At 68.3% G+C, this 22351-nt stretch carries 22 protein-coding genes; 14 read left to right on the forward strand and 8 right to left on the reverse strand.

What is annotated here, in order from left to right:
• Window positions 1-171: 171 nt before the first annotated feature.
• From DPV74_RS07570 to DPV74_RS07580, 3 genes are all read left to right on the forward strand, one after another.
• A complete protein-coding gene (locus DPV74_RS07570) occupies window positions 172-1029 on the forward strand; it encodes a class I SAM-dependent methyltransferase (RefSeq protein WP_119336895.1) in 858 nt (285 codons plus the stop codon).
• Window positions 1026-1586 carry a GNAT family N-acetyltransferase gene (locus DPV74_RS07575; RefSeq protein WP_119336896.1) on the forward strand — a complete coding sequence of 187 codons (561 nt, stop codon included), beginning with the start codon at window positions 1026-1028 and terminating at the stop codon, window positions 1584-1586. Before DPV74_RS07570 ends, DPV74_RS07575 begins: the two co-directional genes overlap by 4 nt.
• Before the next feature lie 109 nt (window positions 1587-1695).
• Entirely contained in the window at window positions 1696-2196 is a 501-nt protein-coding gene (locus DPV74_RS07580) for a DUF523 domain-containing protein (protein WP_119336897.1), read from the forward strand.
• A gap of 114 nt (window positions 2197-2310) precedes the next feature.
• Here DPV74_RS07580 and pcaF read toward each other — a convergent pair whose 3' ends face one another.
• The gene (gene pcaF, locus DPV74_RS07585; protein WP_060285908.1) at window positions 2311-3513 is read right to left on the reverse strand and encodes a 3-oxoadipyl-CoA thiolase; all 1203 of its coding nucleotides are present in this window, start codon (window positions 3511-3513) and stop codon (window positions 2311-2313) included.
• A gap of 227 nt (window positions 3514-3740) precedes the next feature.
• Here pcaF and DPV74_RS07590 point away from each other — a divergent pair, with 227 nt between their 5' ends.
• Window positions 3741-4529, forward strand: coding sequence for an IclR family transcriptional regulator (locus DPV74_RS07590; protein ID WP_027790453.1), 789 nt, complete (start codon window positions 3741-3743; stop codon window positions 4527-4529).
• 145 nt (window positions 4530-4674) lie between these two features.
• Here DPV74_RS07590 and DPV74_RS07595 read toward each other — a convergent pair whose 3' ends face one another.
• Window positions 4675-6189, reverse strand: coding sequence for a M81 family metallopeptidase (locus tag DPV74_RS07595; RefSeq protein WP_060173970.1), 1515 nt, complete (start codon window positions 6187-6189; stop codon window positions 4675-4677).
• An 84-nt stretch (window positions 6190-6273) separates the two neighbouring features.
• Window positions 6274-7593, reverse strand: a complete 1320-nt coding sequence (locus DPV74_RS07600) for an MFS transporter (RefSeq protein WP_119336898.1) — start codon at window positions 7591-7593, stop codon at window positions 6274-6276.
• 151 nt (window positions 7594-7744) lie between these two features.
• On the opposite strand from DPV74_RS07600, the gene DPV74_RS07605 reads away from it, so the two are divergent.
• Window positions 7745-8722: a LysR family transcriptional regulator gene (locus tag DPV74_RS07605; protein WP_060194184.1), complete on the forward strand. Its 978-nt coding sequence runs from the start codon at window positions 7745-7747 to the stop codon at window positions 8720-8722.
• A gap of 158 nt (window positions 8723-8880) precedes the next feature.
• Here DPV74_RS07605 and DPV74_RS07610 read toward each other — a convergent pair whose 3' ends face one another.
• Together DPV74_RS07610 and DPV74_RS07615 are read right to left on the reverse strand one after the other, a co-directional pair.
• The gene (locus DPV74_RS07610; RefSeq protein WP_119336899.1) at window positions 8881-9996 is read right to left on the reverse strand and encodes a succinylglutamate desuccinylase/aspartoacylase family protein; all 1116 of its coding nucleotides are present in this window, start codon (window positions 9994-9996) and stop codon (window positions 8881-8883) included.
• 59 nt (window positions 9997-10055) lie between these two features.
• Window positions 10056-10829, reverse strand: a complete 774-nt coding sequence (locus DPV74_RS07615; protein ID WP_119336900.1) for a transporter substrate-binding domain-containing protein — start codon at window positions 10827-10829, stop codon at window positions 10056-10058.
• 136 nt (window positions 10830-10965) lie between these two features.
• Between DPV74_RS07615 and DPV74_RS07620 the strand changes: the two genes are divergently transcribed.
• The gene (locus DPV74_RS07620) at window positions 10966-11886 is read left to right on the forward strand and encodes a LysR family transcriptional regulator (RefSeq protein ID WP_119336901.1); all 921 of its coding nucleotides are present in this window, start codon (window positions 10966-10968) and stop codon (window positions 11884-11886) included.
• Window positions 11887-11927: 41 nt separating this feature from the next.
• Here the strand turns inward: DPV74_RS07620 and DPV74_RS07625 are convergent, their stop codons facing one another.
• Window positions 11928-13259 (reverse strand): MFS transporter, encoded by a 1332-nt coding sequence (locus tag DPV74_RS07625; RefSeq protein WP_119336902.1) that lies wholly within the window; start codon window positions 13257-13259, stop codon window positions 11928-11930.
• 58 nt (window positions 13260-13317) lie between these two features.
• The gene (locus tag DPV74_RS07630) at window positions 13318-14508 is read right to left on the reverse strand and encodes a M20 aminoacylase family protein (protein WP_059699757.1); all 1191 of its coding nucleotides are present in this window, start codon (window positions 14506-14508) and stop codon (window positions 13318-13320) included.
• 218 nt (window positions 14509-14726) lie between these two features.
• On the opposite strand from DPV74_RS07630, the gene DPV74_RS07635 reads away from it, so the two are divergent.
• From DPV74_RS07635 to zwf, 5 genes are all read left to right on the forward strand, one after another.
• Window positions 14727-15365, forward strand: a complete 639-nt coding sequence (locus DPV74_RS07635; RefSeq protein WP_059684112.1) for a TetR/AcrR family transcriptional regulator — start codon at window positions 14727-14729, stop codon at window positions 15363-15365.
• A gap of 45 nt (window positions 15366-15410) precedes the next feature.
• The gene (locus DPV74_RS07640) at window positions 15411-16394 is read left to right on the forward strand and encodes an MDR family oxidoreductase (RefSeq protein WP_048023465.1); all 984 of its coding nucleotides are present in this window, start codon (window positions 15411-15413) and stop codon (window positions 16392-16394) included.
• An 87-nt stretch (window positions 16395-16481) separates the two neighbouring features.
• Complete coding sequence (locus tag DPV74_RS07645) at window positions 16482-17060, forward strand: peroxidase-related enzyme (protein WP_048023467.1); 579 nt, start codon at window positions 16482-16484, stop codon at window positions 17058-17060.
• Window positions 17061-17135: 75 nt separating this feature from the next.
• Window positions 17136-17264, forward strand: coding sequence for a hypothetical protein (locus DPV74_RS07650; RefSeq protein ID WP_257942992.1), 129 nt, complete (start codon window positions 17136-17138; stop codon window positions 17262-17264).
• 271 nt (window positions 17265-17535) lie between these two features.
• Complete coding sequence (zwf, locus tag DPV74_RS07655; protein ID WP_060083781.1) at window positions 17536-19011, forward strand: glucose-6-phosphate dehydrogenase; 1476 nt, start codon at window positions 17536-17538, stop codon at window positions 19009-19011.
• Between the two features lie 175 nt (window positions 19012-19186).
• Here the strand turns inward: zwf and DPV74_RS07660 are convergent, their stop codons facing one another.
• On the reverse strand, window positions 19187-20131 hold the full coding sequence (locus DPV74_RS07660; RefSeq protein ID WP_059684104.1) for a LysR family transcriptional regulator: 945 nt from the start codon (window positions 20129-20131) through the stop codon (window positions 19187-19189).
• A 101-nt stretch (window positions 20132-20232) separates the two neighbouring features.
• Here DPV74_RS07660 and DPV74_RS07665 point away from each other — a divergent pair, with 101 nt between their 5' ends.
• The 3 genes from DPV74_RS07665 to DPV74_RS07675 all read left to right on the forward strand — a co-directional run.
• Complete coding sequence (locus DPV74_RS07665) at window positions 20233-21435, forward strand: MFS transporter (protein WP_119336903.1); 1203 nt, start codon at window positions 20233-20235, stop codon at window positions 21433-21435.
• A gap of 28 nt (window positions 21436-21463) precedes the next feature.
• On the forward strand, window positions 21464-21787 hold the full coding sequence (locus DPV74_RS07670) for a hypothetical protein (protein ID WP_027790428.1): 324 nt from the start codon (window positions 21464-21466) through the stop codon (window positions 21785-21787).
• A gap of 13 nt (window positions 21788-21800) precedes the next feature.
• On the forward strand, window positions 21801-22351 hold a 551-nt coding region (locus DPV74_RS07675; protein WP_119336904.1), incomplete at its 3' end, for an LLM class flavin-dependent oxidoreductase.

Genomic DNA, 22351 nt, shown 5'->3' on the forward strand with positions numbered 1-22351 from the left:
TCCGCCGCCATGATTTCGATCAAATAATCCGGCAATAATCGCCGCGAGCGTTCATCCCAATGTCACGCCACGCTGCGCAACGACGTCGCGCGGCAGACCCACGCCATCGACCGTTGCGCGCGGCGAAACGATTCCGTTTATCCTGCTCCATTCAACCGGCATTCGAATTCGATGAAAAAGGCATTACACGAACTGAATCGGCTGTCCTGGAATACCGCGACAGTCGCGCATAACAGCCACAAAGGCGATCAGGCCGCGTTTTTCCGCGCGGGCGGCTCGACGCTCTATCCGGAAGAACGCGAACTGCTCGGCGACGTCGGCGGGCTGCGGCTCCTGCACCTGCAGTGCAACGCGGGGCAGGACACGCTGAGCCTCGTGCGCGAGGGCGCGGATGCGACGGGCGTCGACATCTCCGACGAAGCAATCGCCTTCGCACGGCGACTGTCGGCCGACGCGGGCCTGCCCGCGCGTTTCGAGCGCGCCGACGTGCTCGACTGGATGCCCGAGGCCGCCGCGCGCGGCGAGCGCTTCGATCGCGTGTTCACGTCGTATGGCGCGATCTGCTGGCTGTCCGACCTGAACGCGTGGGCGCGCGGGATCGCCGCGCTGCTCGCGCCGGGCGGCCGTTTCGCGATGGTCGAGTTCCATCCGTTCGCGATGTATTTCGACGAACAGTGGAAGCCGCACTACGACTATTTCAAAAGCGACGCGACCGAGGAGCCGACAGGCGTCGGCGATTACGTCGCCGTATCCGGCACGGGGCTCGGCGCGCAGCACGACCATCCTGGCGTCGTCGATTTCGCGAACCCGCATCCGAGCTACGAGTTCATGTGGGGCATCGGCGAGGTCGTGAACGCACTCGTGTCGGCGGGGCTCGCGATCGACCGCCTGACCGAATATCCGTATTCGAACGGCTGGAAGGGCTTCGACGGCATGCGCGAGCTGGACGGCCGCCGGATGGTGCCGCCCGGTCACATGCCGAGCCTGCCGCTGATGTATGCGATCGCCGCGCATCGGGAGGCCGCATGACGCGCCGCACCGCCGCCGAACGCGACGCGCTTTGCGCACGCCCGCTCACGCGCGACGAAGTGCCGCTCGTGTGGACCATCGACCGGCGCGAGATCATCGAGCACCTGTACGTGCTGCGCGACGGCGCGCTGCATCTCGTTCCGGAGTTCTACGACGTCGGCGGCTGGCCGGAAGGTGAAGCCGACCACTACACGCCGATCCTGATCGACTGCCACGATCGCGGCGGCTGGTGCCTCGGCATGTTCGACGGCGAACGGCTCGTCGCGGCGGTCGTCGTCGACAGCCGGCCGCTCGGCCCGCATCGCGACATGCTGCAATTGAAGTTCCTGCACGTGAGCCGCGACTGGCGCGGCTGCGGGCTCGGCGAGCAGCTCTACCGCGCGGCCCGCGAGCAGGCGCGCGCGATGGGCGCCGCACGCCTGTATGTGTCCGCGACGCCGTCGCAGCGCACGATCGACTTCTACCTGCGGCTCGGCTTCACGGTCAGCGCAGCGCCCGACCCGGCGCTTTACGCGCTCGAGCCGGACGACATTCATCTTGAAGGGCCGGCGGCCTGACGCGCCGGCACGCGTATGAAGCGCGGGATGTCCCGCCTGACCTCGGCTGCCATCGGCCATCGCGCAATCACGGAGAGCAAAATTGCAGGACGAAGCACAGTCGCCAACCATGCCGAAGATCCTCGTCAGCATGTGCGTGGTCGGCCATCCGGTGCGTTACAACGGCTCGGCCAAGACCGCCGCGCACGCGGCACTCGAACGGTGGCAGCGCGAAGGGCGTCTCGTGCCCGTCTGCCCCGAACTGGCCGGCGGCTTCAGCGTGCCGCGCCCGCCCGCCGAAATCGCCGGCGGCGCATCGGGTCAGCAGGTGCTGTCGGGCGCCGCGCGCATCGTCGACGTGAACGGCACCGACGTGACAGCGCCGTTCGTCTCCGGCGCGCAAACCGCGCTGGCCCTCGCGCGCACGCACGGTTGCCGCTTCGCTATCCTGGCCGACGGCAGTCCGTCGTGCGGCAGCACGTTCATATATGACGGGAGTTTCGGGAACCGGCGGCACGCGGGCGCCGGTGTCACGGCGGCGTTGCTGCGCGAGCACGGGATCGAGGTGTTCGCGGACACCGAGATCGACGCGCTCGAGGCGCGTCTCAGGGAGCTGTCGCAGGCCAGTTAACGACGATGCGCGGCACGAGCATCCTCGTGCCGCGCATCGTTTCCAAAGCGGCGAAGCGGTCGAGCGGCAAAGCGGCTCATGGCCGCCGCTTCGCCGCGAGACATGAGACGCGGGTCAGACGCGTTCGATCGCGATCGCGATGCCCTGACCGACGCCGATGCACATCGTGCACAGTGCGAAGCGGCCGTTCGTGCGATGCAGCTGGTACATCGCGGTCGTCACGAGACGCGCGCCCGATGCGCCGAGCGGATGGCCCAGTGCGATCGCGCCGCCGTTCGGGTTCACGCGCGGATCGTCATCGGCGACGCCGAGCATGCGCAGCACCGCGAGACCTTGCGATGCGAACGCCTCGTTCAGCTCGATCACGTCGAACTGGTCGATCGTCATCCCGAGCCGGGCGAGCAGCTTCTGCGTGGCCGGTGCGGGCCCGATGCCCATCACGCGCGGCGCGACGCCGGCCGTCGCGATGCCCAGCACGCGGGCGCGCGGCGTCAGGCCGAAGCGCTTTGCGGTTTCCTCGTTCGCGAGCAGCAGCGCGGCGGCACCGTCGTTGACGCCCGACGCGTTACCGGCCGTCACCGAGCCGTCCGGACGCACGACGCCCTTCAGCTTCGCAAGCGTTTCGAGCGACGTCTCACGCGGATGCTCGTCGCGCGACACGACCACCGGATCGCCCTTTTTCTGCGGAATCGTGACCGACACGATTTCCTCGGCGAGCGTGCCGTCCTGCTGCGCACGCGCAGCCTTCTGCTGGCTGCGCAGCGCGAACAGGTCCTGGTCGGCGCGGCTGACGTGGTAGTCGACCGCGACGTTCTCGGCCGTCTCCGGCATCGAATCGACGCCGTACAGCTGTTTCATCAACGGATTGACGAAGCGCCAGCCGATCGTCGTGTCGTAGATGTCGGCCTGGCGCGCGAATGCGCTCGCGGCCTTGCCCATCACGAACGGCGCGCGCGTCATGCTCTCGACGCCGCCCGCGACCATCAGCGCGGCCTCGCCGGACTTGATCGCACGGGCGGCCACGCCGACCGCGTCCATCCCGGAGCCGCACAGGCGGTTGATCGTCGAACCCGGCACGCCCTGCGGCAGCCCCGCGAGCAGCGCGGACATGCGCGCGACGTTGCGGTTGTCCTCGCCGGCCTGGTTCGCGCAGCCGTAGATCACGTCGTCGATCGCCGTCCAGTCGACGTCGCGGTTGCGCTCCACGAGCGCCTTGAGCGGCACGGCGCCCAGATCGTCGGCGCGCACGCCGGACAGTGCACCGCCGTAACGCCCGATCGGCGTACGGATCGCATCACACAGAAAAGCTTCGGTCATCAGTCTCTCCGCTCCCAGGACAGGCTGGGGAATGAACAGGGCGCGCCCCTTGCATTGCCCGCCGGGATGCGCTTAAATGTTCTATATACGAACATAAGATCGTGTATCGAACGTTCAACGCATCATAGGGAGTGCGGGGACGACCTGTCAAGCGCCCGGTCCGCCGTGCGGTTGGCGTGTCGGGCCCCGTGCGCTATCTTCTCGGCTGCACGATATTCCAGGCGCTCATGACAACCGAAGACACTCAGACGAAACCCGGCGACTCCTACGTACAGTCGTTCGCACGCGGCCTCGCGGTGATCCGCGCGTTCGACGCGGCCCGTCCGGAGCAGACGCTCACCGAGGTCGCCTCGGCCACCGGGCTCACGCGCGCGGGCGCGCGCCGGATCCTGCTCACGCTGCAGACGCTCGGCTACGTCGAGGCCGATGGCCGGCTGTTCCGGCTCACGCCGAAAATCCTCGAGCTCGGCTTCGCGTACCTCACGTCGATGCCGTTCTGGAATCTCGCCGATCCCGTGATGGAGCAACTGTCCGAGCAGATCCACGAAAGCTGCTCGGCCGCCGTGCTCGACCGCACCGAGATCGTCTACGTGCTGCGCGTGCCGACCCGCAAGATCATGACGATCAACCTGTCGATCGGCAGTCGTCTGCCCGCGTACTGCACGTCGATGGGCCGCGTGCTGCTGTCCGCGCTCGACGACGCCGCGCTCGACGAAACGCTCGCGCAAAGCGGCATCCGCGCGCATACGGCGCGCACGATCACCGACCTCGGCGAACTGAAGGCGGCGATCGCACAGGTGCGCCAGCAGGGCTGGGCCGTGGTCGACCAGGAGCTCGAAGTGGGCCTGATGTCGCTGTCCGCGCCAATTCGCAACCGGCGCGGGCAGATCATCGCGGCGATGAACATCAGCGGCAACGCGCAGCGGCATACCGCGAAGCAGATGGTGAAGGAGTTTCTCGAGCCGTTGCAGCAGGCCGCGCAGACTGTGTCGGAGCTGGTGGCGCGGCGCGGGTGAGCGCCGATCCGCGCGCGGGTACGGATACAAGCACGCCGCGCGGCGTGAAACGACGCGCGGCGCCCTGTGTCGGCCGGCGCGACGGCGTTGTCCAGGACAGCCGCCCGCTCGCAGGCGTACCGGCGCGCCGGTGGCGGGCCGTGCTTCAGCCGTTGCCGGCGAATGCGTCGCCCATCGGCTTCGTCCGGATGCCCGGGGCCAGCCGGGTCCAGGGCAACTCGGCCGGATCGGCCGTCATCGGGCCCGGCGCCGTGGCAACGAGCACCGCCTCGGCGATCCCCTGGAAGTCGGCGCGAAAATGCACCGAGCTCTTGTTGACGAGGATGCGCATCGCTTCCGGCTCGACGCCGCCCACGCGATAGAGATTGCGGTCGAGCATCTGCGCCTTGCCGCTGCTCACCACGATCAGCACACCATCGATCCGCAGGCAGGCGACGGGGCCGATATCCGCGCGCATGCCGTTCATCATCGGGCCGTCGTACCGGCATACGCCGTCCGACAACTTCACGACCTCGAAACGCGCGTGGACCGGCTCGTCGCCGGGCACGCCGGAAACGCCGCCGAGCGCCAGCTCGACGAACGCCCCGACCCCGGCGCGATGAGCCGCCGCGGCGGCAGCCGGGTCCCAGATCAGGCCGATCGCCGCCTCTCTCGCGCCATTGCGCAGCAACGCCCGCAGCATGCCCGTCGTATTCGAGTCGCCGCCCGCGCCGGGGTTGTCCTGCGTATCGGCGATGACGACCGGCTTGCCGGCCCCGTCGGCAAGCCGCATCGCTTCGCGCACGGCGGCATCGGGCGACAGGAACGGCACCTGCCACGCGGCCTCGTCCGCCAGCATCCTGTCGTAGAGCGCCTGCACGGCGGCCTCGGCCGACGCGGCGTCATCGCCGTAACCCCAGATGACCGGGCCGCATTCGGGAAAATCGGCCGCCGGAAAACCCGGCGCGAACGACAGCGATACCACGGCCCCGGTTTCCAGCGCCGCGAGCTGCGCATACATGCCGCGCGAAGGCTCGAGCAGCGTGCACATGCCGTTGATCGGGATCAGGAATGGCAGCCGCCGTGCCGCGCGATGCAGCGGGCGGCCACCCGCCGCCCGCGAGACGAGCAGGCGCTCGAGCAGCACGGCCGCGCGTTCGCCGGTCTCGGCCATGTCGACATGCGGATAGGTGCGGAAGGCGACCAGCGCGTCGGCCTCGTGCAGCATCTTCGCGGTGACGTTGGCATGCAGGTCGAGCGACGCGACCACCGGCACGGCCGGGCCGACCGCGGCGCGCACGCGCTCCAGCAACGTGCCTTCGCCGTCGTCGGTATGCTCGGCGACCATCGCGCCGTGCAGGTCGAGGTACACCGCGTCGTAGCCTCCGCTGCGAACCGCCGCGAGAATTTCGCCGGCAATGCGCTCGAACGCATCCTCGGTCACGTGGGCCGACGGGCTCGCGCCCGCCCAGATGACCGGCAGCAGGGTCCAGCCGCGTCGCTCCGCCGCGACGATGAATCCGCCCGCGGGAATGTTGACGTCGCGCAGCGCAAGCACGTCGTCGCCCCGCACCATGGCCGGGAAGCCCTCGCCGCGCTCGAAGTTCGCGTAAGCGGCTTTCGACGGCGCAAACGTATTGGTTTCATGCTGAAAGCCGGCAATCAAGATCCGCGTGTTCAAAAACGTGTCTCCGGAAATAGGTAGTCAAGGCACGGGCCGTGCTGCGCCGCGACGGAGGTCGCGAGCGCTTGCGCGCCCGCGATATCACGCCGTCGCCAATGCGTCCTGCGGCGCGGGCAGCCGGTTCGCCACGAGCACCGCGGCGCCCGCGACCAGCAGCGCGACCATGACCAGCAGGCCGGCTGCCATGCTGCCCGTCGCCGAGTGGATCGCACCGATGATGGTCGGGCTCAGGAAGCCGCCGATCAGGCCGATCGTATTGATCAGCGCGATGCCGCCCGCAGCCGCGTCGCCCTTCAGGTATTGCGACGGAATCGCCCAGAACACCGTGTACGCGGCCCAGATCATCGACGTGGCGATCGTCATGCCGACCAGTGAAATGACGAGATTGCCGTTGGCCGTCGTCGCCACGGCCAGCGCGATCGCGCCGATCAGGGCCGGCACGGCGCTGTGGAAACGGCGTTCGCCGCGGCGGTCCGACCGGCGTCCGATGACGATCATCGCGATCGCGGCGCAGACGTACGGGATCATCGAGTACAGCCCGATCTGCATCGTGTCGGTCACGCCGTCGGCCTTGAGGATCGACGGCAGCCAGAAACTCACCGCGTAGATCCCGCAGATGATCGTGAAGTACGCGAACGCCAGCAGGTACACGCGCGGGTCGCGCAACACCTGTCCGAACGAGTGATGACCGGCGCCGGGTGCGTGCAGCTCGGCGGCGAGCAACCGCTTCTCGTCGTCGGTCAGCCAGGCTGCGTCGGCCGGCCGGTCGGACAGGACCTTGAGTGCGAGCGCGCCGAGCAGCACGCACGGCAGGCCTTCGACGATGAACATCCACTGCCAGCCGGCCAGGCCGTGGACACCGGACAGCCCGGTCATCAGCCACGCCGACAGCGGCGAGCCGAAGGCGCCGCCGATCGGGCCCGCGAGCATCACGACCGCCATCACGCCGGCCATGCGGCGCTGGCCATACCAGTAGGTCAGGTAAAAGATCATCCCCGGCGCGAAGCCGGCCTCGAACACGCCGAGCAGGAAACGCATCCCGTAGAAGGTGGTCTCGTTGTGGACGAACATCATGCCCGCCGAGGTCAGGCCCCACAGCACCATGATCCGGCTGATGGTCTTGCGTGCGCCGATCCGCGGCAGCAGCAGGTTGCTCGGGATCTCGAACAGCACGTAGCCGAGAAAGAAGATGCCCGCGCCCAGCCCGTACACCGCATCGGAGATGCCCAGGTCGCTCTGCATCGAGAGCTTGGCGAACCCGATATTCACGCGATCGAGATAGGCGAACGTGTAGCAGAGCAGCAGAAAAGGCAGCAGGCGCCAGTTCAGCTTGCGATACAGGGCCTGATGCGCCGGGCTGTCGGGCGCGACCGGGTCTTGAGGGGATGGAATGGCGGACATGCGCTCTCCTTTAGGGCGTATTGCTTCGAATCCCGCATCGATGATCGACTCCGTTCGAATCGTCGAGGAGCCGAAAAAGCAGCGCAATAGCAACCTAAGCGAGTTATCGTTGCTCAACGAGCAACACTTCAACGGCAAACGGACCGACACCATGCGCGAACTGAACCAGCGCCGCCTGCGCTATTTCCATGAAGTCCTGACGCACGGCTCGATCCGCGGCGCGGCCGACAGCATCAACACGTCGCCGTCCGTCATCACGCGGCAGATCCGGCTGCTCGAGGAAGAAATCGGGGCGCCGCTGTTCGAGCGCCAGCCGCGCGGCGTCCGGCCGACCGAAGCCGCGGCGCACCTGCTCGAATACTGGCGCGGCTGCCGCTCCCAGCAGGAACTGTTCGAAGACCGTCTGCAGGCGCTGCACGGCCTGCAACACGGCCAGATTCGCCTCGCCACCAGCGAAGGCTATATCGACTGCCTGATGGACGAGGTGCTCACCGATTTTTGCGCGCGCTATCCGAAGCTCGACGTCACCGTCGATATCCTTCCGGTCAGCACATTGCTGCAGGAAGTCGCCGAGAGCCGCGCGCATATCGGCCTCGCCTACAATCCCCCGGCGCATCCGGATATCGAGTACGTCGCCACCGCGCCGCAGCCGGTGGTGGCGCTCGTGCATCCCGGGCACCCGCTCGCCGTGCGGGGCCGGCCCGTCGCGGTACACGAACTCGCCGGGTATCCGCTCGCGCTGATGCCGCCGGCGTTCGGTCTCGGGCAGGCCGTGCAGATGCTCGCCTATGCGGAGAACATCCAGCTCCACCCGACGCTGACCACCAACTCGCTGGCCGTGCTGCGCCACTTCGTCAGGCGCAACGACGGCGTCACGCTGCTCGCGGCGTTCGCGGCCTATCAGGAACTGGAGGCGGGAGAACTCGTCGCCGTTCCCGTCGCCCATCCGCTGCTCGAGGCAGCCAACGCGCGGCTGCTGGTCAAGGCCGGACGCACGCTCGGGGTGGCAGCCGATACGCTGCTGCGCGGCATCCTTCGGGACATGAAGATGTTTTCGGACGCGGACGGCCGCAACGGCGGGACGACGGCGCGCGGCAAGCGTGCTGCCGTGCGTCGCGGCGGGCCATGAACGTCCCTGCTGACGATGCAGCCTGCGTCCGCCGGCCGTCTCCAGGCGGCCGACCCGGTGCAAGCCGGGGTCGAGCGGCGAGCGATTATCTGAGGAAACCGAAATTTCTCGACGATTTCGTAAAGGTCGGGTTCGTTGGACGCGACGCGCGCCGCTCGTCACGCGCCGAGCAACATCCCCTTGCGCACCGGCACTGCGCCCGTCACGCGGCCGAGCGGCGCGCCGGCCGTGACGAAACGGATCGCGCGGCGCATGTAGAACACGCCGTCGGTCCCGCTCGAGATCGTCGTGATCGCATCGGTCAGCGGATCGACGATGTCGAACAGCGGATCGCCGGCGCGGATCGTCGCGCCGATCGCCGCGCGGTGCACGAGGATCCCGCTCACCGGTGCGTAGAACTGCTCGCTGCCCGCGAGCGGCGTGGCCGGCGCGGCGAGCGGCGGCAGCGGCACGCGTTCGCCGCGTATCGCGCCGCGCCACACGAGATAGGCGACGAGCGCATCGGCATCGCGCTCCGCATGGTCGTACGTGACGTCGCGCTGCCCCCGGCACTCGACCGTCACGGCCACGGCGCCGGCCGCCATCGGCGTGCCGGCCGGCAAGTGCTGCCGCAACTGCGACCACAGCAGATGATGCGCATCGTCGAACGCGTGCCCGCCCGAATCCTCCGCGAGCAGCGACACCTGCGCGCCGAGATAGCGCGCAAGCGGCTCGACTTGCGGCCACGCGGTATCGCTCGTGTACACGTGCATCACCGCTTCGAGCGAGCAATGCAGGTCGATCACGACCTCGGCGTCGAACGACAGCTTCAGCAGCGCCAGCTGAAGCGCATCGAATTCCGTACGCGGTGCGATATCGTCGAGCGCCGCACCGACACATTCGCGCACGATCGCGCGATTGCGTTCGCCGTCGTCGCCGAGCCGGTCGCGCGCACGCGCGGCGATGTCCGCGAGCGGCAGGAAGCCGCGATTGAAGTTGCGGCCGCTCGCAAGGTCGAAACGGCCGATGAACTGCCCGAGCAGATGATGATTGAGGCCGACCGGGTTCGCGACCGGCACGAGCACGATCTCGGCCGCGAGCCGGCCTTCGGCCTCGAGCTGCGCGAGACGCTGCTTCAGCACGAACGCCGCGAGCATCGCGGGCGTCTCGTCCGCGTGCAGCGCGGCCTGCAGGTAGATCTTGCGGCCGGTGCCGGCCGGCCCGAAATGAAAGCTCGTCAGCGTGCGCTGCGTGCCGATCGACGGCGACAGGAGTGGCGTGGTGCGAATCTGCATCGAGGGTCTCGAACGGATGAAAACGGGGCCGCGGGTACAACGGCGCGGTGGCTCGGCGCTCAGTCGCCGTACGGGTTGAAGTCGAAATACTTCTTCGCGATCCGGTCGTACATGCCGTCCTTCAGCATCGACGCGATCGCGCCGTCGATCGACGCCTTGAGCGCCGTATCCGACTGCCGCATGCCGATGCCGACGCCGCGATCGCCCATGTCGAGCGGCGCGCCGACGAACGCGAAACCGTTGCCCTTCGGCGTGCGCAGGAAGCCGTAGTCGGCTTCCACGGTGCCGAGCAGCGCCGCGTCGAGGCGGCCGTTGACGAGATCGGCGAACACGTCGTCCTGGCTCTTGTACGGCACCACGCTCACGCCGGCGGTCGCCCAGTGCGCGAGCGCCCACGATTCGAACTGCGTGCCCGACTGCACGCCGACACGCTTGCCGGCCAGCGACGCGGTCGTGCTGCCGAGGCCGCTCCCGGGCCGCGCGACGAGCCGCGACTTGAAGCGGAACAGCTTCGACGAGAACAGGATCTGCTTCTCGCGCTTGTCGGTGATCGCCATCGACGACAGGATCGCGTCGATCTTGCGCGCCTGCAGCGCGGGAATCATCCCGGAGAATTCGAGCTCGACCCACTGGCAGCGCAACTGCGCGCGGCGGCAGATCTCGTTGCCGAGATCGACGTCGAAGCCCTTCAGGCTGCCGTCCGGCGCTTTCGAATCCATCGGCGGATAGGTCGGATCGATGCCGAGGCGCACGACGTGCGCGTCGAGTGCAAACGCGGACGTGGCAGCCCAGCCAAGGCACAGGGAAACGAGCGGGACGAGGATACGTTTCATGGTCGACGGAGGACAGGAAGGAAGGCAAACGGCATCAGCCGGACTGCCTGCGATCGTAGGCGGCACGGGCCGCCGCCGGAACCATCGACTGCCTTATCATGATCGGTATTTCCGATCACCGGCCCCGCGCGTGCCCATGGCGTTCACGCTCTCCCAGCTCCGCATCTTCCAGGCCGTCGTCGAGCACGGCAGCCTGCGCGCCGCCGCACGCGCGCTCGATCTCGCGCAGAGCGGCGTCACGCAGCAGCTGCAGAGCCTCGAGGCGACGCTCGGCGCGACGCTGTTCACACGCACCAATCGCGGGATCGTGCCGACGGCCGTCGGCCAGCGGCTGCTCGCGCGCTCCGGTTCGATCCTCGGCGAATGCGAGCAGGTCGAGCGGGAGATCCGGCAGTTGAGCGGCGCGTACGAAGGCACCGTCGCGCTCGGCCTCGTGGCCGAACCGCTGATCGACGCGTTCGCGCCCGTGCTGGGCGCGTTCCGCGCGCGCTTCGACAAGGTCGACGTGCACCTGCGCACCGGCACGTCGCGGATGATGATCGGCTGGCTGCGCGAAAGCGCGGTGGATTTCGCGATCGCACTCGTCGCGAAGCAGACCGACACGACCGATCTCGCGGTCACGCCGTTGCGTGCGTCAGCGCCGGTGGTCGTGTGCCGCAACGGGCATCCGGCGATGCACGCAAAATCGCTCGCCGAACTGGCCGGCTACGCGTGGGTGTCGACGCGCTCGCCGAACCTGAGCGCCGACCCGGTCGTGAACCGGCTGCTCGCGTACTTCGACGCGCACGGCCAGCCGCCGCCGAGGATTCTCGCGACCGTCGAAGGGATGTTCGAGACGCTGCAGATCGTCACGCAAACCGATTCCCTCGCGCTCGAAACCGAAGCCATCACGCGGCACGGGCCGTTCGCCGGCGCGCTCGCGAAGGTGCCCGTGCGCGAACAGGCCGAATCGCAGGACATCTGCCTGCTGCAGCGCGCGGCCGTGCCGCTGACGCCTGTCGCGCAGGAACTCGCGACGATGCTCGCGTCGTACCTGCGGATGGTGCGCGGGCGGTAAGCGCGTACTGCAGCCCGCCGCCCGCCGTGCTGTGCCGCGCGTCAGTCGATCGACTCCCGCGCCGTCTCGCGCAGCATCGCGACCGCGATCAGCGACAGCACCACGCACGCGGCCACGTAGCCGGCCGGCGCGAGCTTGCTGCCGGTCGTCTTCACGAGCCAGGTCGCGATCAGCTGCGCGGTGCCGCCGAAGATCGTCACCGCGAGCGCATACGCGATCGAGATGCCGGTCGCCCGCACGTGGCGCGGCAGCGACTCGCACATCAGCGCCATTTCCGACGCCGAGCCGAGCGAATAGAACAGCAGCATCAGCGCGGTCAGCGGCAGGATCACCGACAGCGTCGGGTGATGGTTCATCAGCCAGAATGCCGGGAACAGCAACAGGACCAGCACGCCGCGGCCGACGAAGATCGGCAGGCGGCGGCTGCCGAGCCGGTCCGACAGCCACCCGAACAGCGGGCACGTGACCAGCATCACGCAGCCCGACGCGACGCCGACGAACATCGACAGCTTCATCGGCAGGCCGAGCGTGTGGATCGCGTAGGTCGGCATGTAGAACGTCAGGATGTAGGTCGACACCGTGCCGCCCATCACCGTGAGCATCAGCAGCAGCACCGTGCGCGTGTGCTTCGAGAACAGCTCGTGCAGCACGCCGCGTTCGATCCCGTGATGGCTGTCGCCGGGCGCATCGTCCGCGAGCCGGCGGCGCAGGTACATGCCGACCGGCGCGATCAGCACGCCGACGAGGAACGGCAGCCGCCAGCCCCAGCTTTCGAGCGCGTCCTTCGTCATCGTGTTCGACAGCAGCGCCGCGAAACCCGAGCCCATCAGCGCGGCGCCGCCCTGCGTCGCGAGCTGCCAGCTCGCGCGGAACGCGCGACGCGACGTGCCGCCCTGCTCGAGCAGCGTCGACGTCGCCGCGCCGAATTCGCCGCCCTGCGAGAAGCCCTGCATCAGCCGCGCGAACACGACGAGCAGCGGCGCGGCCACGCCGACCTGCGCATACGTCGGCGCGATCGCGATCAGGCCCGTGCCGAGCGCCATCAGCATGATCGTCAGGTTCAGCGCGGCCTTACGCCCCTTGCGGTCCGCGTAGACGCCGAGCACGACGCTGCCGAGCGGCCGCGTGAAGAAGCCGGCGGCGAACGTCGCGACCGACAGCAGCAGCGACGTGGTCGGGTCGCTCGACGGGAAGAACAGCTTGCCGATCAGCACCGCGAAGAAGCCGTACACGGTGAAATCGAAGAATTCCAGCCAGTTGCCGATCACGGCCGCCGCGATCGCACCGCGCCGCGTGACGGCCGGTGCGCGCGGCGCGCCGACTTCGGCACCCCCCGTCGACGCGGGGTGCAGCGCGAGATGGTCTTTCTGCATCGTTGTCCTCTCCTCTCAATGCGGCCGGAAGCGCCGGCCGCGCGCCCCGCCGCCGGAATCACCGCCCGAGGTAACGCTCCACGAGACGCGTCCAGAACGCCGCACCGATCGGCAGGTTGCGATCGTTGAAGTCGTATTTCGGGTTGTGCACCATGCAGCCGTCCTCGCCTTCGCCGTTGCCGAGCCGCACGAACGAGCCCGGCCGCTGTTGCAGCATGAACGCGAAATCCTCGCTGCCCATCAGCAGGTCGGTCTGCTCGACCACGTGCGCGTCGCCGACCAGTTCGCGCGCGACCTGTGCGGCGAAATCCGTTTCGGCATCCGTATTGACGACGACCGGATAACCTTCGATGTACTCGACGCTGGCCGTCGCGCCGTAGCTCGCGGCCTGCGATTCGGCCAGCTCGGTGATGCGGCGCTTGAGCAGCGCGCGCACGTCGGGGCTGAACGAGCGCACGCTGAGTTCGAGGCGCGCGCCGTTCGGGATCACGTTGTTCGCGGTGCCCGCGTGCATCGAGCCGACCGTGACGACCGCCGGCTGCGCGGGGTCGACGTTGCGCGCGACGATCGTCTGCAGCGCCATCACGATGCTGGCCGCGACGACGACCGGGTCGACCGTCAGATGCGGCCGTGCCGCGTGGCCGCCGACGCCTTCGATCGTGATGATCGCCTTGTCGCCGGCCGACATGAACGGGCCGCGCCGCGTGAGGAACACGCCCGGTGCCGCGCCCGGATGGTTGTGCATGCCGAACACGGCGTCGCACGGGAAGCGTTCGAACAGGCCGTCGTCGATCATCTTCTTCGCGCCGCTGTCGACACCGTGCTCTTCCGCCGGCTGGAAATACAGGTGCACGGTGCCGGAGAAATTGCGTGTCTTCGCGAGCTGCTGCGCGGCGCCGAGCAGCATCGTCGTGTGGCCGTCGTGGCCGCAGGCGTGCATCTTGCCGTGCGTGCCGCTCGCATAGGGCAGCCCCGTCGCCTCGACGATCGGCAACGCGTCCATGTCGGCGCGAATGCCGATGCTGCGCGTGCCGTCGCCCACCCGCAGCGTGCCGACCACGCCCGTCCTGCCGACCCCGCGCGTCACCTGCCAGCCCCACTGTTCGAGCTTCTCGGCGACGAGCGCGGCCGTGTCGTGCTCTTCGTAGGCAAGCTCGGGATGGTGGTGGATGTGGTGACGGATCTCGCGCAACCCGCCGGCGGCGGGCATCAGATCCTCGATTTCGGTGAATCGGGTATCGGTGGTCATGAAGAGGCTCCTGCTGTTTGTCTGCACACGCAACCGGTGCGTGCGGGAAAGCGAGCCACTATATCGAGCCGATATCGGTTCAATAAGATGCGGAATTTTTCACCGCGATAAGGTTTGTTAATCAGGGTTAATACGGTCGTTGCTCGCCGTCCGTGCCTCATCGGATGCGATCGACACGCGCCCGTTGATTTTTGAGACAAACGGTCTATTATTCGCGCATGGACGTTCGAACTGATCCGCCTCGCCGTCGCGGCAGGCCACCGAAGCAGCATGAAGACCTCGTCGCCACGCGGGACATGCTGTTGCGCACCGGGCTGGAAGTGCTCACCGAGAAGGGGTTTTCGGCCACCGGGCTCGACGAGATCCTCGGGCGCGCCGGGGTGCCCAAGGGCTCCTTCTATCACTACTTCGACAGCAAGGAAGCGTTCGGCCTCGAACTGATCGACCGTTATGCCGACTTCTTCGCGCGCAAGCTGGACCGCCATTTCAGCGACGCGGCGCGCTCGCCGTTGCAGCGCGTGCGCGCGTTCGTCGACGATGCCCGGGACGGCATGGCCCGCTACGAATACAGCCGGGGCTGCCTGATCGGCAACCTCGGGCAGGAAATGGGCGCGCTGCCCGAAAGTTTCCGCGCGCGCCTGCGCACCACCTTCGAGGACTGGCAACGCCGCCTCGCCGATTGCCTGGCCGCCGCGCAGCAAGCCGGCGAACTGGCCGGCTCGGCCGACCCTGCCGAACTCGCCGCATTCTTCTGGATCGGCTGGGAAGGCGCCGTGCTGCGCGCGAAGCTGGAGCGCAGCGATACGCCGCTGGCCCTGTTCGCGCAGTTCTTCTTCAACGGGCTGCCCCGCCGCTGAATTTTTTTGCCATTAACTAGACGATCGGTCTAGAAAGGAGGACACATGTTTCAAGGCATCGTGATCGACAGGCATGAAACCGGCCAGCAAGCGCGGCTCGAGACGCTGGACGACGCGCAGTTGCCGGCCGGCAACGTGACGGTACGCGTGGGCTATTCGACGCTGAACTACAAGGACGGGCTGGCGATCACCGGCAAGAGCCCGGTGGTCCGCAAGTTCCCGATGGTGCCCGGCATCGATCTGGTCGGGGAAGTCGAGGACAGCACGCACCCGGACTATCGCCCCGGCGATCAGGTCGTGCTCAACGGCTGGGGCGTCGGCGAAACGCACTGGGGCGGCCTGGCGCAGAAAGCCCGCGTCGATGGCGACTGGCTGGTGCCGCTGCCGTCCGCCTTTTCGCCGCAACAGGCGATGGCCATCGGCACGGCGGGCTACACCGCGATGCTGTGCGTGATGGCACTGGAGCGGCATGGCGTGCGCCCGGACGACGGCGAGATCGTGGTGACCGGCGCGGCAGGCGGGGTAGGCAGCGTCGCCACGGCCCTCCTCGCGCGGCTGGGATACCGCGTCGTCGCCGTCACCGGCCGCCCCGCCGATGCCGACTACCTGCGGCAGCTCGGCGCGGCGGAGATCCTGGAGCGGGCGCAATTCAGCGAGCCCGGCAAGCCGCTGGGCAAGGAACGATGGGCGGGCGCGGTCGACGTGGCGGGCAGCCATGTGCTCGCCAACGTGTGCGCGACCACGCGGTACCGCGGCGTCGTGACGGCCTGCGGCCTGGCCGCCGGCATGGATTTCCCCGCGACCGTCATGCCGTTCATCCTGCGCGGCGTCACGCTCGTCGGGATCGACAGCGTCATGTGCCCGCGCGCCGACCGCCTGGAGGCGTGGCGCCGGCTCGCGTCCGATCTCGACGTCGGGAAGCTGGGCGCGATCAGCCACCAGGTCGGCCTGGGCGACGTCATCCCGCTTGCCGGGGAGTTGATCGCCGGCAAGGTTCGCGGCCGTATCGTCGTCGACGTCAACGCGTAACGTCGCCGCCGGCCACCGGCGCTTCGTTTTTCGGACGGCCGCGCCCGCGCATCGAGCGCGCCCGTGCCGTCTTATCCAGGAGACCTCATGACCGCCGCAAGCACCGCCCCCATCAGCCGCTTTCCCGTGCCCGCGCTCGAAGACCTGCCCGAGGACATTCGCGAACGCATCGCGGCCGTCCAGGAGAAGTCGGGCTTCATCCCGAACGTCTTCCTGACCCTCGCGCATCGCCCGGACGAGTTTCGCGCGTTCATGGCTTACCACGACGCGCTGATGGACAAGCCGGGCAACCTGAGCAAGGCCGAACGGGAAATGATCGTCGTGGCCACCAGCAGCGTGAACCAGTGCCAGTACTGCGTGATCGCGCACGGTGCGATCCTGCGCATTCGCGCGAAGGATCCGCTGATTGCCGACCAGGTCGCCACCAACTATCGCAAGGCCGACATCACCGCCCGGCAGAAGGCGATGCTCGACTTCGCGATGAAGGTGTCGCAGGCCGCGCACCAGGTCGGCGAAGCGGATTTCGACACGCTCAAGTCGCAGGGCTTCGTCGAAGAAGACATCTGGGACATCGCGGCGATCTCGGCTTTCTTCGGCATGTCCAATCGCATCGCGAACGTGACGAACATGCGGCCGAACGCGGAGTTTTACGCGCTGGGGCGCTGAGCGCTCGGCGGGCAGTCGTGCGCTCACGCGGGCGGGACGGCCACCGGGCTGCCGAGCTTCGCAGCGTTCTTTCATGTGCCGAGCCTGACGCTCACGCGGCATGACCCGATTCCGGCCGACGGTTTCGCGATCGTCTGTGCGCTCGCGATCCAGGCCGTGTCGCTGTACCGGATGCGTATGCCGGGCACCGTACCGATCGAGTGAGGCGACGCGGCTCGCAGGCCGGCGGCGCCACACCCTGCCGGCGAGCCGCCCCCTGATGGCCGTCCATGCCGCTCGCCCGCTCCGGCAGCGGCCCGGCTCCTTCAGCGCCCGCACCGCCTGCAACCCGCCTGCGATCCATCCGCCAGCTGCGCGACAGGAAACGGACACACACGCGATCCATCAAATGCGTGCACTATTAGGGTTTTGCCGTACCGGCGCCCGGCGCCTTCGACGTTCGTTCCACGCTCACCGTTTCAGACGCGAACCTCCCATGACGAATCAGCCTACCCAGACCGCGGCCGACCGGCCCGTTGACATGATCATCTTCGGCGGCGGCGGCGACCTGGCCGCCCGCAAGCTGTTGCCCGCGCTGTACATGGCGCACCTGCACTGCAACCTGCCGCCCGAGACGCGCATCATCGCGGTCGGCCGCCGCGACTGGGGCATCGACGGCTATCGCAAGTTCATGGACGAGCAGTCGCGCCCGTTCATCGACGAAAAGGCGTTCGATCCCGCCGCCTGGAGCCGTTTCCTCGACCTGTTCAAGTACGTGCTGATCGACGTGAACGCGCCGGACGACTACCTGCGGCTCGCGGAAGCGGCGCGCGGCGACGCGATCCGCGTGTTCTACCTGTCGACGTCGCCGGAGCTGTTCACGACGATCTGCGACAACCTGTCGGCCGCGCATCTCGTCGACAGGCACTCGCGCGTCGTCCTCGAAAAGCCGCTCGGTCACGACCTCGCGTCCGCGAAGGCGATCAACAATGCGGTCGGCAAGCACTTCGAGGAATCGCAGATCTACCGGATCGACCACTATCTCGGCAAGGAAACCGTGCAGAACCTGATGGTGCTGCGCTTCGGCAACCCGATCTTCGGGCCGCTGTGGCAGGCGCCGAGCATCCGCAGCGTGCAGATCACGGTGGCGGAGACGGTGGGTGTCGGCAGCCGCGCGGGCTTCTACGACCATACCGGCGCGCTGCGCGACATGGTGCAGAACCACCTGCTGCAGCTGCTGTGCATCGTCGCGATGGAGCCGCCGGTGTCGCTCGACCCGGACGCGGTGCGCGACGAGAAGCTGAAGGTGCTGCGCTCGCTGCGGCCGATGGCGCTCTCCGACGTCGCGCGCGACACGGTGCGCGGCCAGTACACGGCCGGTGCGGTCGACGGCCAGCCGGTGAAGGGCTACCTCGAGGAAGACAACGTGCCGGCCGACAGCCGCGCGGAAACCTTCGTCGCGCTACGCGCACACATCAACAACTGGCGCTGGGCGAACGTGCCGTTCTTCCTGCGCACCGGCAAGCGGCTGCAGCGCCGCCAGTCGGAAATCGTGATCGAGTTCGCGGACATGCCGTTCTCGATCATCCCGACCGGCCCGCGCCACTATAGCAACCGCCTCGTGATCCAGCTTCAGCCGGAAGAGTCGATCCAGCTGCAGATGCTCGCGAAGGAACCGGGCAGCGGGATGAACATGGTGCCCGTGAGCCTGAACCTCGACCTGCAGCAGGCGATTCCGGAGCGGCGCGCGGAAGCATACGAACGGCTGCTGATCGACGTGATCCGCGGCCGCCTCACGCACTTCATGCGGCGCGACGAGCTCGAAGCCGCCTGGTCGTGGGTCGAGCCGATCCTCGACGGCTGGAAGCAGCTCGGCGACCGGCCGCGCCTGTACACGGCCGGCACGTTCGGGCCCGCGGCTTCGTCGGCGCTGCTCGCGCGCGACGGGATGTCGTGGTCCGAGGAAGCGTAGGAAGCGCGGCACGCGACGGCATGTCGGCGGCGCAAGCGCCGTCGGCATGCCGGATCACATCGGCGCGCCCGCCGCGCACCACCCGCCTCCGCGCCGTTCGCTTCGGCCGGAGGACGTCCGCCGAGCCGTCCCGCGCGGAAACGGCGCCCGGCGGCAACGATGCTGCCGTCCCCGGCTACACCGTCCCCATCCACGCCGCCTTGCGCCGCGCCGGCGCATCGCTGCCGCCGCTCCCGCCGCCCAGCACCTCGATCATGTAATCGACGAACGACGCGATCCGCGACGAAATCGCGGTATTCCGGTAATACACCGCGTTGATCGGCTGTTCGACCTCGAGCGTCTGGCGCGCGAGCACCTGCACGAGCCGCCCGGCCTCGCGATCCTGCGCGGTCATGAAATCCGACAGGCAGACGACACCCGCGCCCTCCAGCGCGAGCTGCCGCAACGTCTCGCCGCTCGACGAACAGATGTCCGGCTCGATGCGGCACGCTTCGCCGTCCGCGCCGAGGATCGGCCACACGTTCAGCGATTCGGGCTGCGTGAAGCCGAGCAGCGTGTGCTTGCCGAGATCCTCGACCTTGCGCGGCTGGCCGTGCGCTTCGAGATATGCGGGGCTCGCGAAGATGCGCAGCCGGCTGTTGCCGATGCGCCGGCTGTGCAGCGTCGAATCCTTCAGCCGCCCGATCCGGATCGCGACGTCGGTGCGCCGCTCCAGCAGGTCGATGATGCCCTCGTTGCTGTTCAGTTCCAGCTCGACTTTCGGGAAGCGTTCGCGATAGCCGCGCACGAGCGGCACGATCACGTGCAGCATGAACGGCGTCGCCGCGTCGACACGCAGCCGCCCCGACGGCATCTCGCGCCGCGCGAGCATCTGCTCTTCCGCCGTCTCGACCGATTCGATGATCGCGCGCGCGTCCTGCAGGAACGCGCGCCCCTCCTCGGTCAGTTCGAGCCGGCGCGTGGTCCGGCGCAGCAGCGTGGTCTTCAGCTTCTCCTCGAGCCGCGCGAGCGTGCGGCTCGTGGCCGACACGGTGAGGTCGAGCTGCTGGGCCGCCGCGGTGATCGAACCGGTGTCGACCACGGCGGCAAAGGCCTGGAGTTCGTCGAGCGTGATCTTCATTGTTGATCTGAAATCAAAACAATTTGGTTTATAGACCAGTTTTTCCGCAAAAGTAAAGTCGGCACACTGCGATCCATCCTTACTGGAACCTGGATCCCATCATGCCACTCGCCCTGCTTGCGCTGACCATCAGCGCCTTTGCCATCGGCACGACCGAATTCGTGATCGTCGGGCTGATCCCGACGATCGGCGCCGATCTCGGCGTCAGCCTGCCGTCGGCCGGCCTGCTCGTCAGCCTCTATGCGCTGAGCGTCGCCATCGGCGCGCCGCTGCTCACCGCGCTCACCGGCCGCGTGCCGCGCAAGACGCTGCTCGCCGGGCTGATGGCGCTCTTCACCGTCGGCAACCTCGTCGCCTGGCAGGCGCCGAGCTACGAATCGCTGATCGTCGCGCGCGTGCTCACCGGCCTCGCGCACGGCGTGTTCTTCTCGGTCGGCTCGATCATCGCGACCACGCTCGTGCCGAAAGACAAGGCCGCCAGCGCGATCGCGACGATGTTCAGCGGAATGACCGTCGCATTCGTCGCCGGGATTCCGCTCGGCACCTTCATCGGCCAGCACTTCGGCTGGCGCGCGACGTTCCTGATCGTCGCGCTGTTCGGCCTCGTCGCGTTCCTCGGCGCGGTGGCGTTCGTGCCGCGCGGCCTGCCGCAGACGCCGCCGGCGCCGCTCGCCCGCCAGCTGCGCGTGCTGGCCCAGCCGCGCCTGCTGCTCGTCTATGCGATGACGGCCGTCGGCTACGGCGGCTCGCTGATCGCGTTCACGTACATGGCGCCGCTGCTCGAACAGATCGCCGGCTTCACGCCGTCGCAGGTCAGCCTCGTGCTCGTCGGCTACGGCGTGTCGGTCGCGTTCGGCAACGTGTGGGGCGGCAAGCTCGCGGATGCCGTCGGCCCCGTGAAGGCGCTCAAGCGGATCTTCCTGCTGCTCGCGATCGTGCTGCTCGCGCTGACCTTCACGATCCACGTGAAATGGCTCGCGGTGCTGACGATGCTCGCATGGGGCGCGGTCGCGTTCGGCAACGTGCCGGGGCTGCAGGTGTACGTCGTCAAGCAGGCGCGCCACTTCGCGCCGGACGCCACCGACGTCGCATCGGGCTTCAACATCGCCGCCTTCAACCTCGGCGTGGCCGGCGGCTCGTCGCTCGGCGGCCTGATCGTCGCGAACGTCGGCCTCGGCCACACGCCGTGGATCGCCGCCGTCGTCACGCTCGGCGCGTTCGCGCTCACCGCGCTGAGCGGCCGTCTCGACCGCCACCACGGGCTGCCGGAACGCACGGCCGAACCCGTCGAACTCGCTCATTGAACGTCACTTTTTGCAGGAGCCAACCAGCATGAACGCATCGACCCAACGTCCGCCGTTCGCCGGCAAGACTTTCGAAGTCCGTTACGACGGTCTCACCGCGCTCAACGCGTACGACGAGGACGGCCTCCACATGCGCTACGAGATCACCGAAGGCCCGTACGCGGGCGCGAAGGGTGAAGTCGAATACACGTGGCAGCACGTCGCCGGCGAAACCTACGCGATCTCGTGGCAGGAAGCCGACCGCGCGACGGTCGTGCATGTCGACGATTTCGCCGCCGGCACGTCGCGCTCGTTCTTCACCGCGGCGTCGCTCGATTTCTACCGCCTCGAAGGCAGCCTGCGCGCGGTCTGAACGGAGCCCGACCATGTCCACCTCACTCGAGAAACTCGCCGACGGCGGCTTCAGCGTCGGCATCGAACTGCCGCTCGACAACGACTGGTCGCCGGCCGGCGACGCGAAGCGCCAGCAACAGGGCCGCCGCCCCGGCGTGCCCGACCTGGCGATCCACGCGGAGCTTGCGCAGCTGGCCGACACGCTCGGCTTCCGCGCGCTCTGGGTGCGCGACGTGCCGGTGTACGACCCGTCGTTCGGCGACGCCGCGCAGGTGTTCGAAACGTTCTCGTATCTCGGCTACCTCGCCGGCATCACGAACGACATCCTGCTCGGCACGGCGGCCGTCGTGCTGCCGCTGCGCGAGCCGCTGCTGACGCTGAAATCGGCCGCGACGATCCAGGAACTGAGCGGCGGCCGCCTGATGCTGGGCGTCGCGAGCGGCGACCGGCCGGTCGAATATCCGCTGTTCGGCCGCGACTTCGCGTCGCGCGGCGCGAATTTCCGCGACCAGGTCGCGCTGCTGCGCGACGGCGCGCGCGGGCACCTGCCGCCGGGCCTCGAGGTGCTGCCGGCCGCGCGCTC

It is taken from the genome of Burkholderia sp. HAN2018 (assembly GCF_024704855.1).
Lineage (GTDB): Bacteria > Pseudomonadota > Gammaproteobacteria > Burkholderiales > Burkholderiaceae > Burkholderia > Burkholderia cepacia.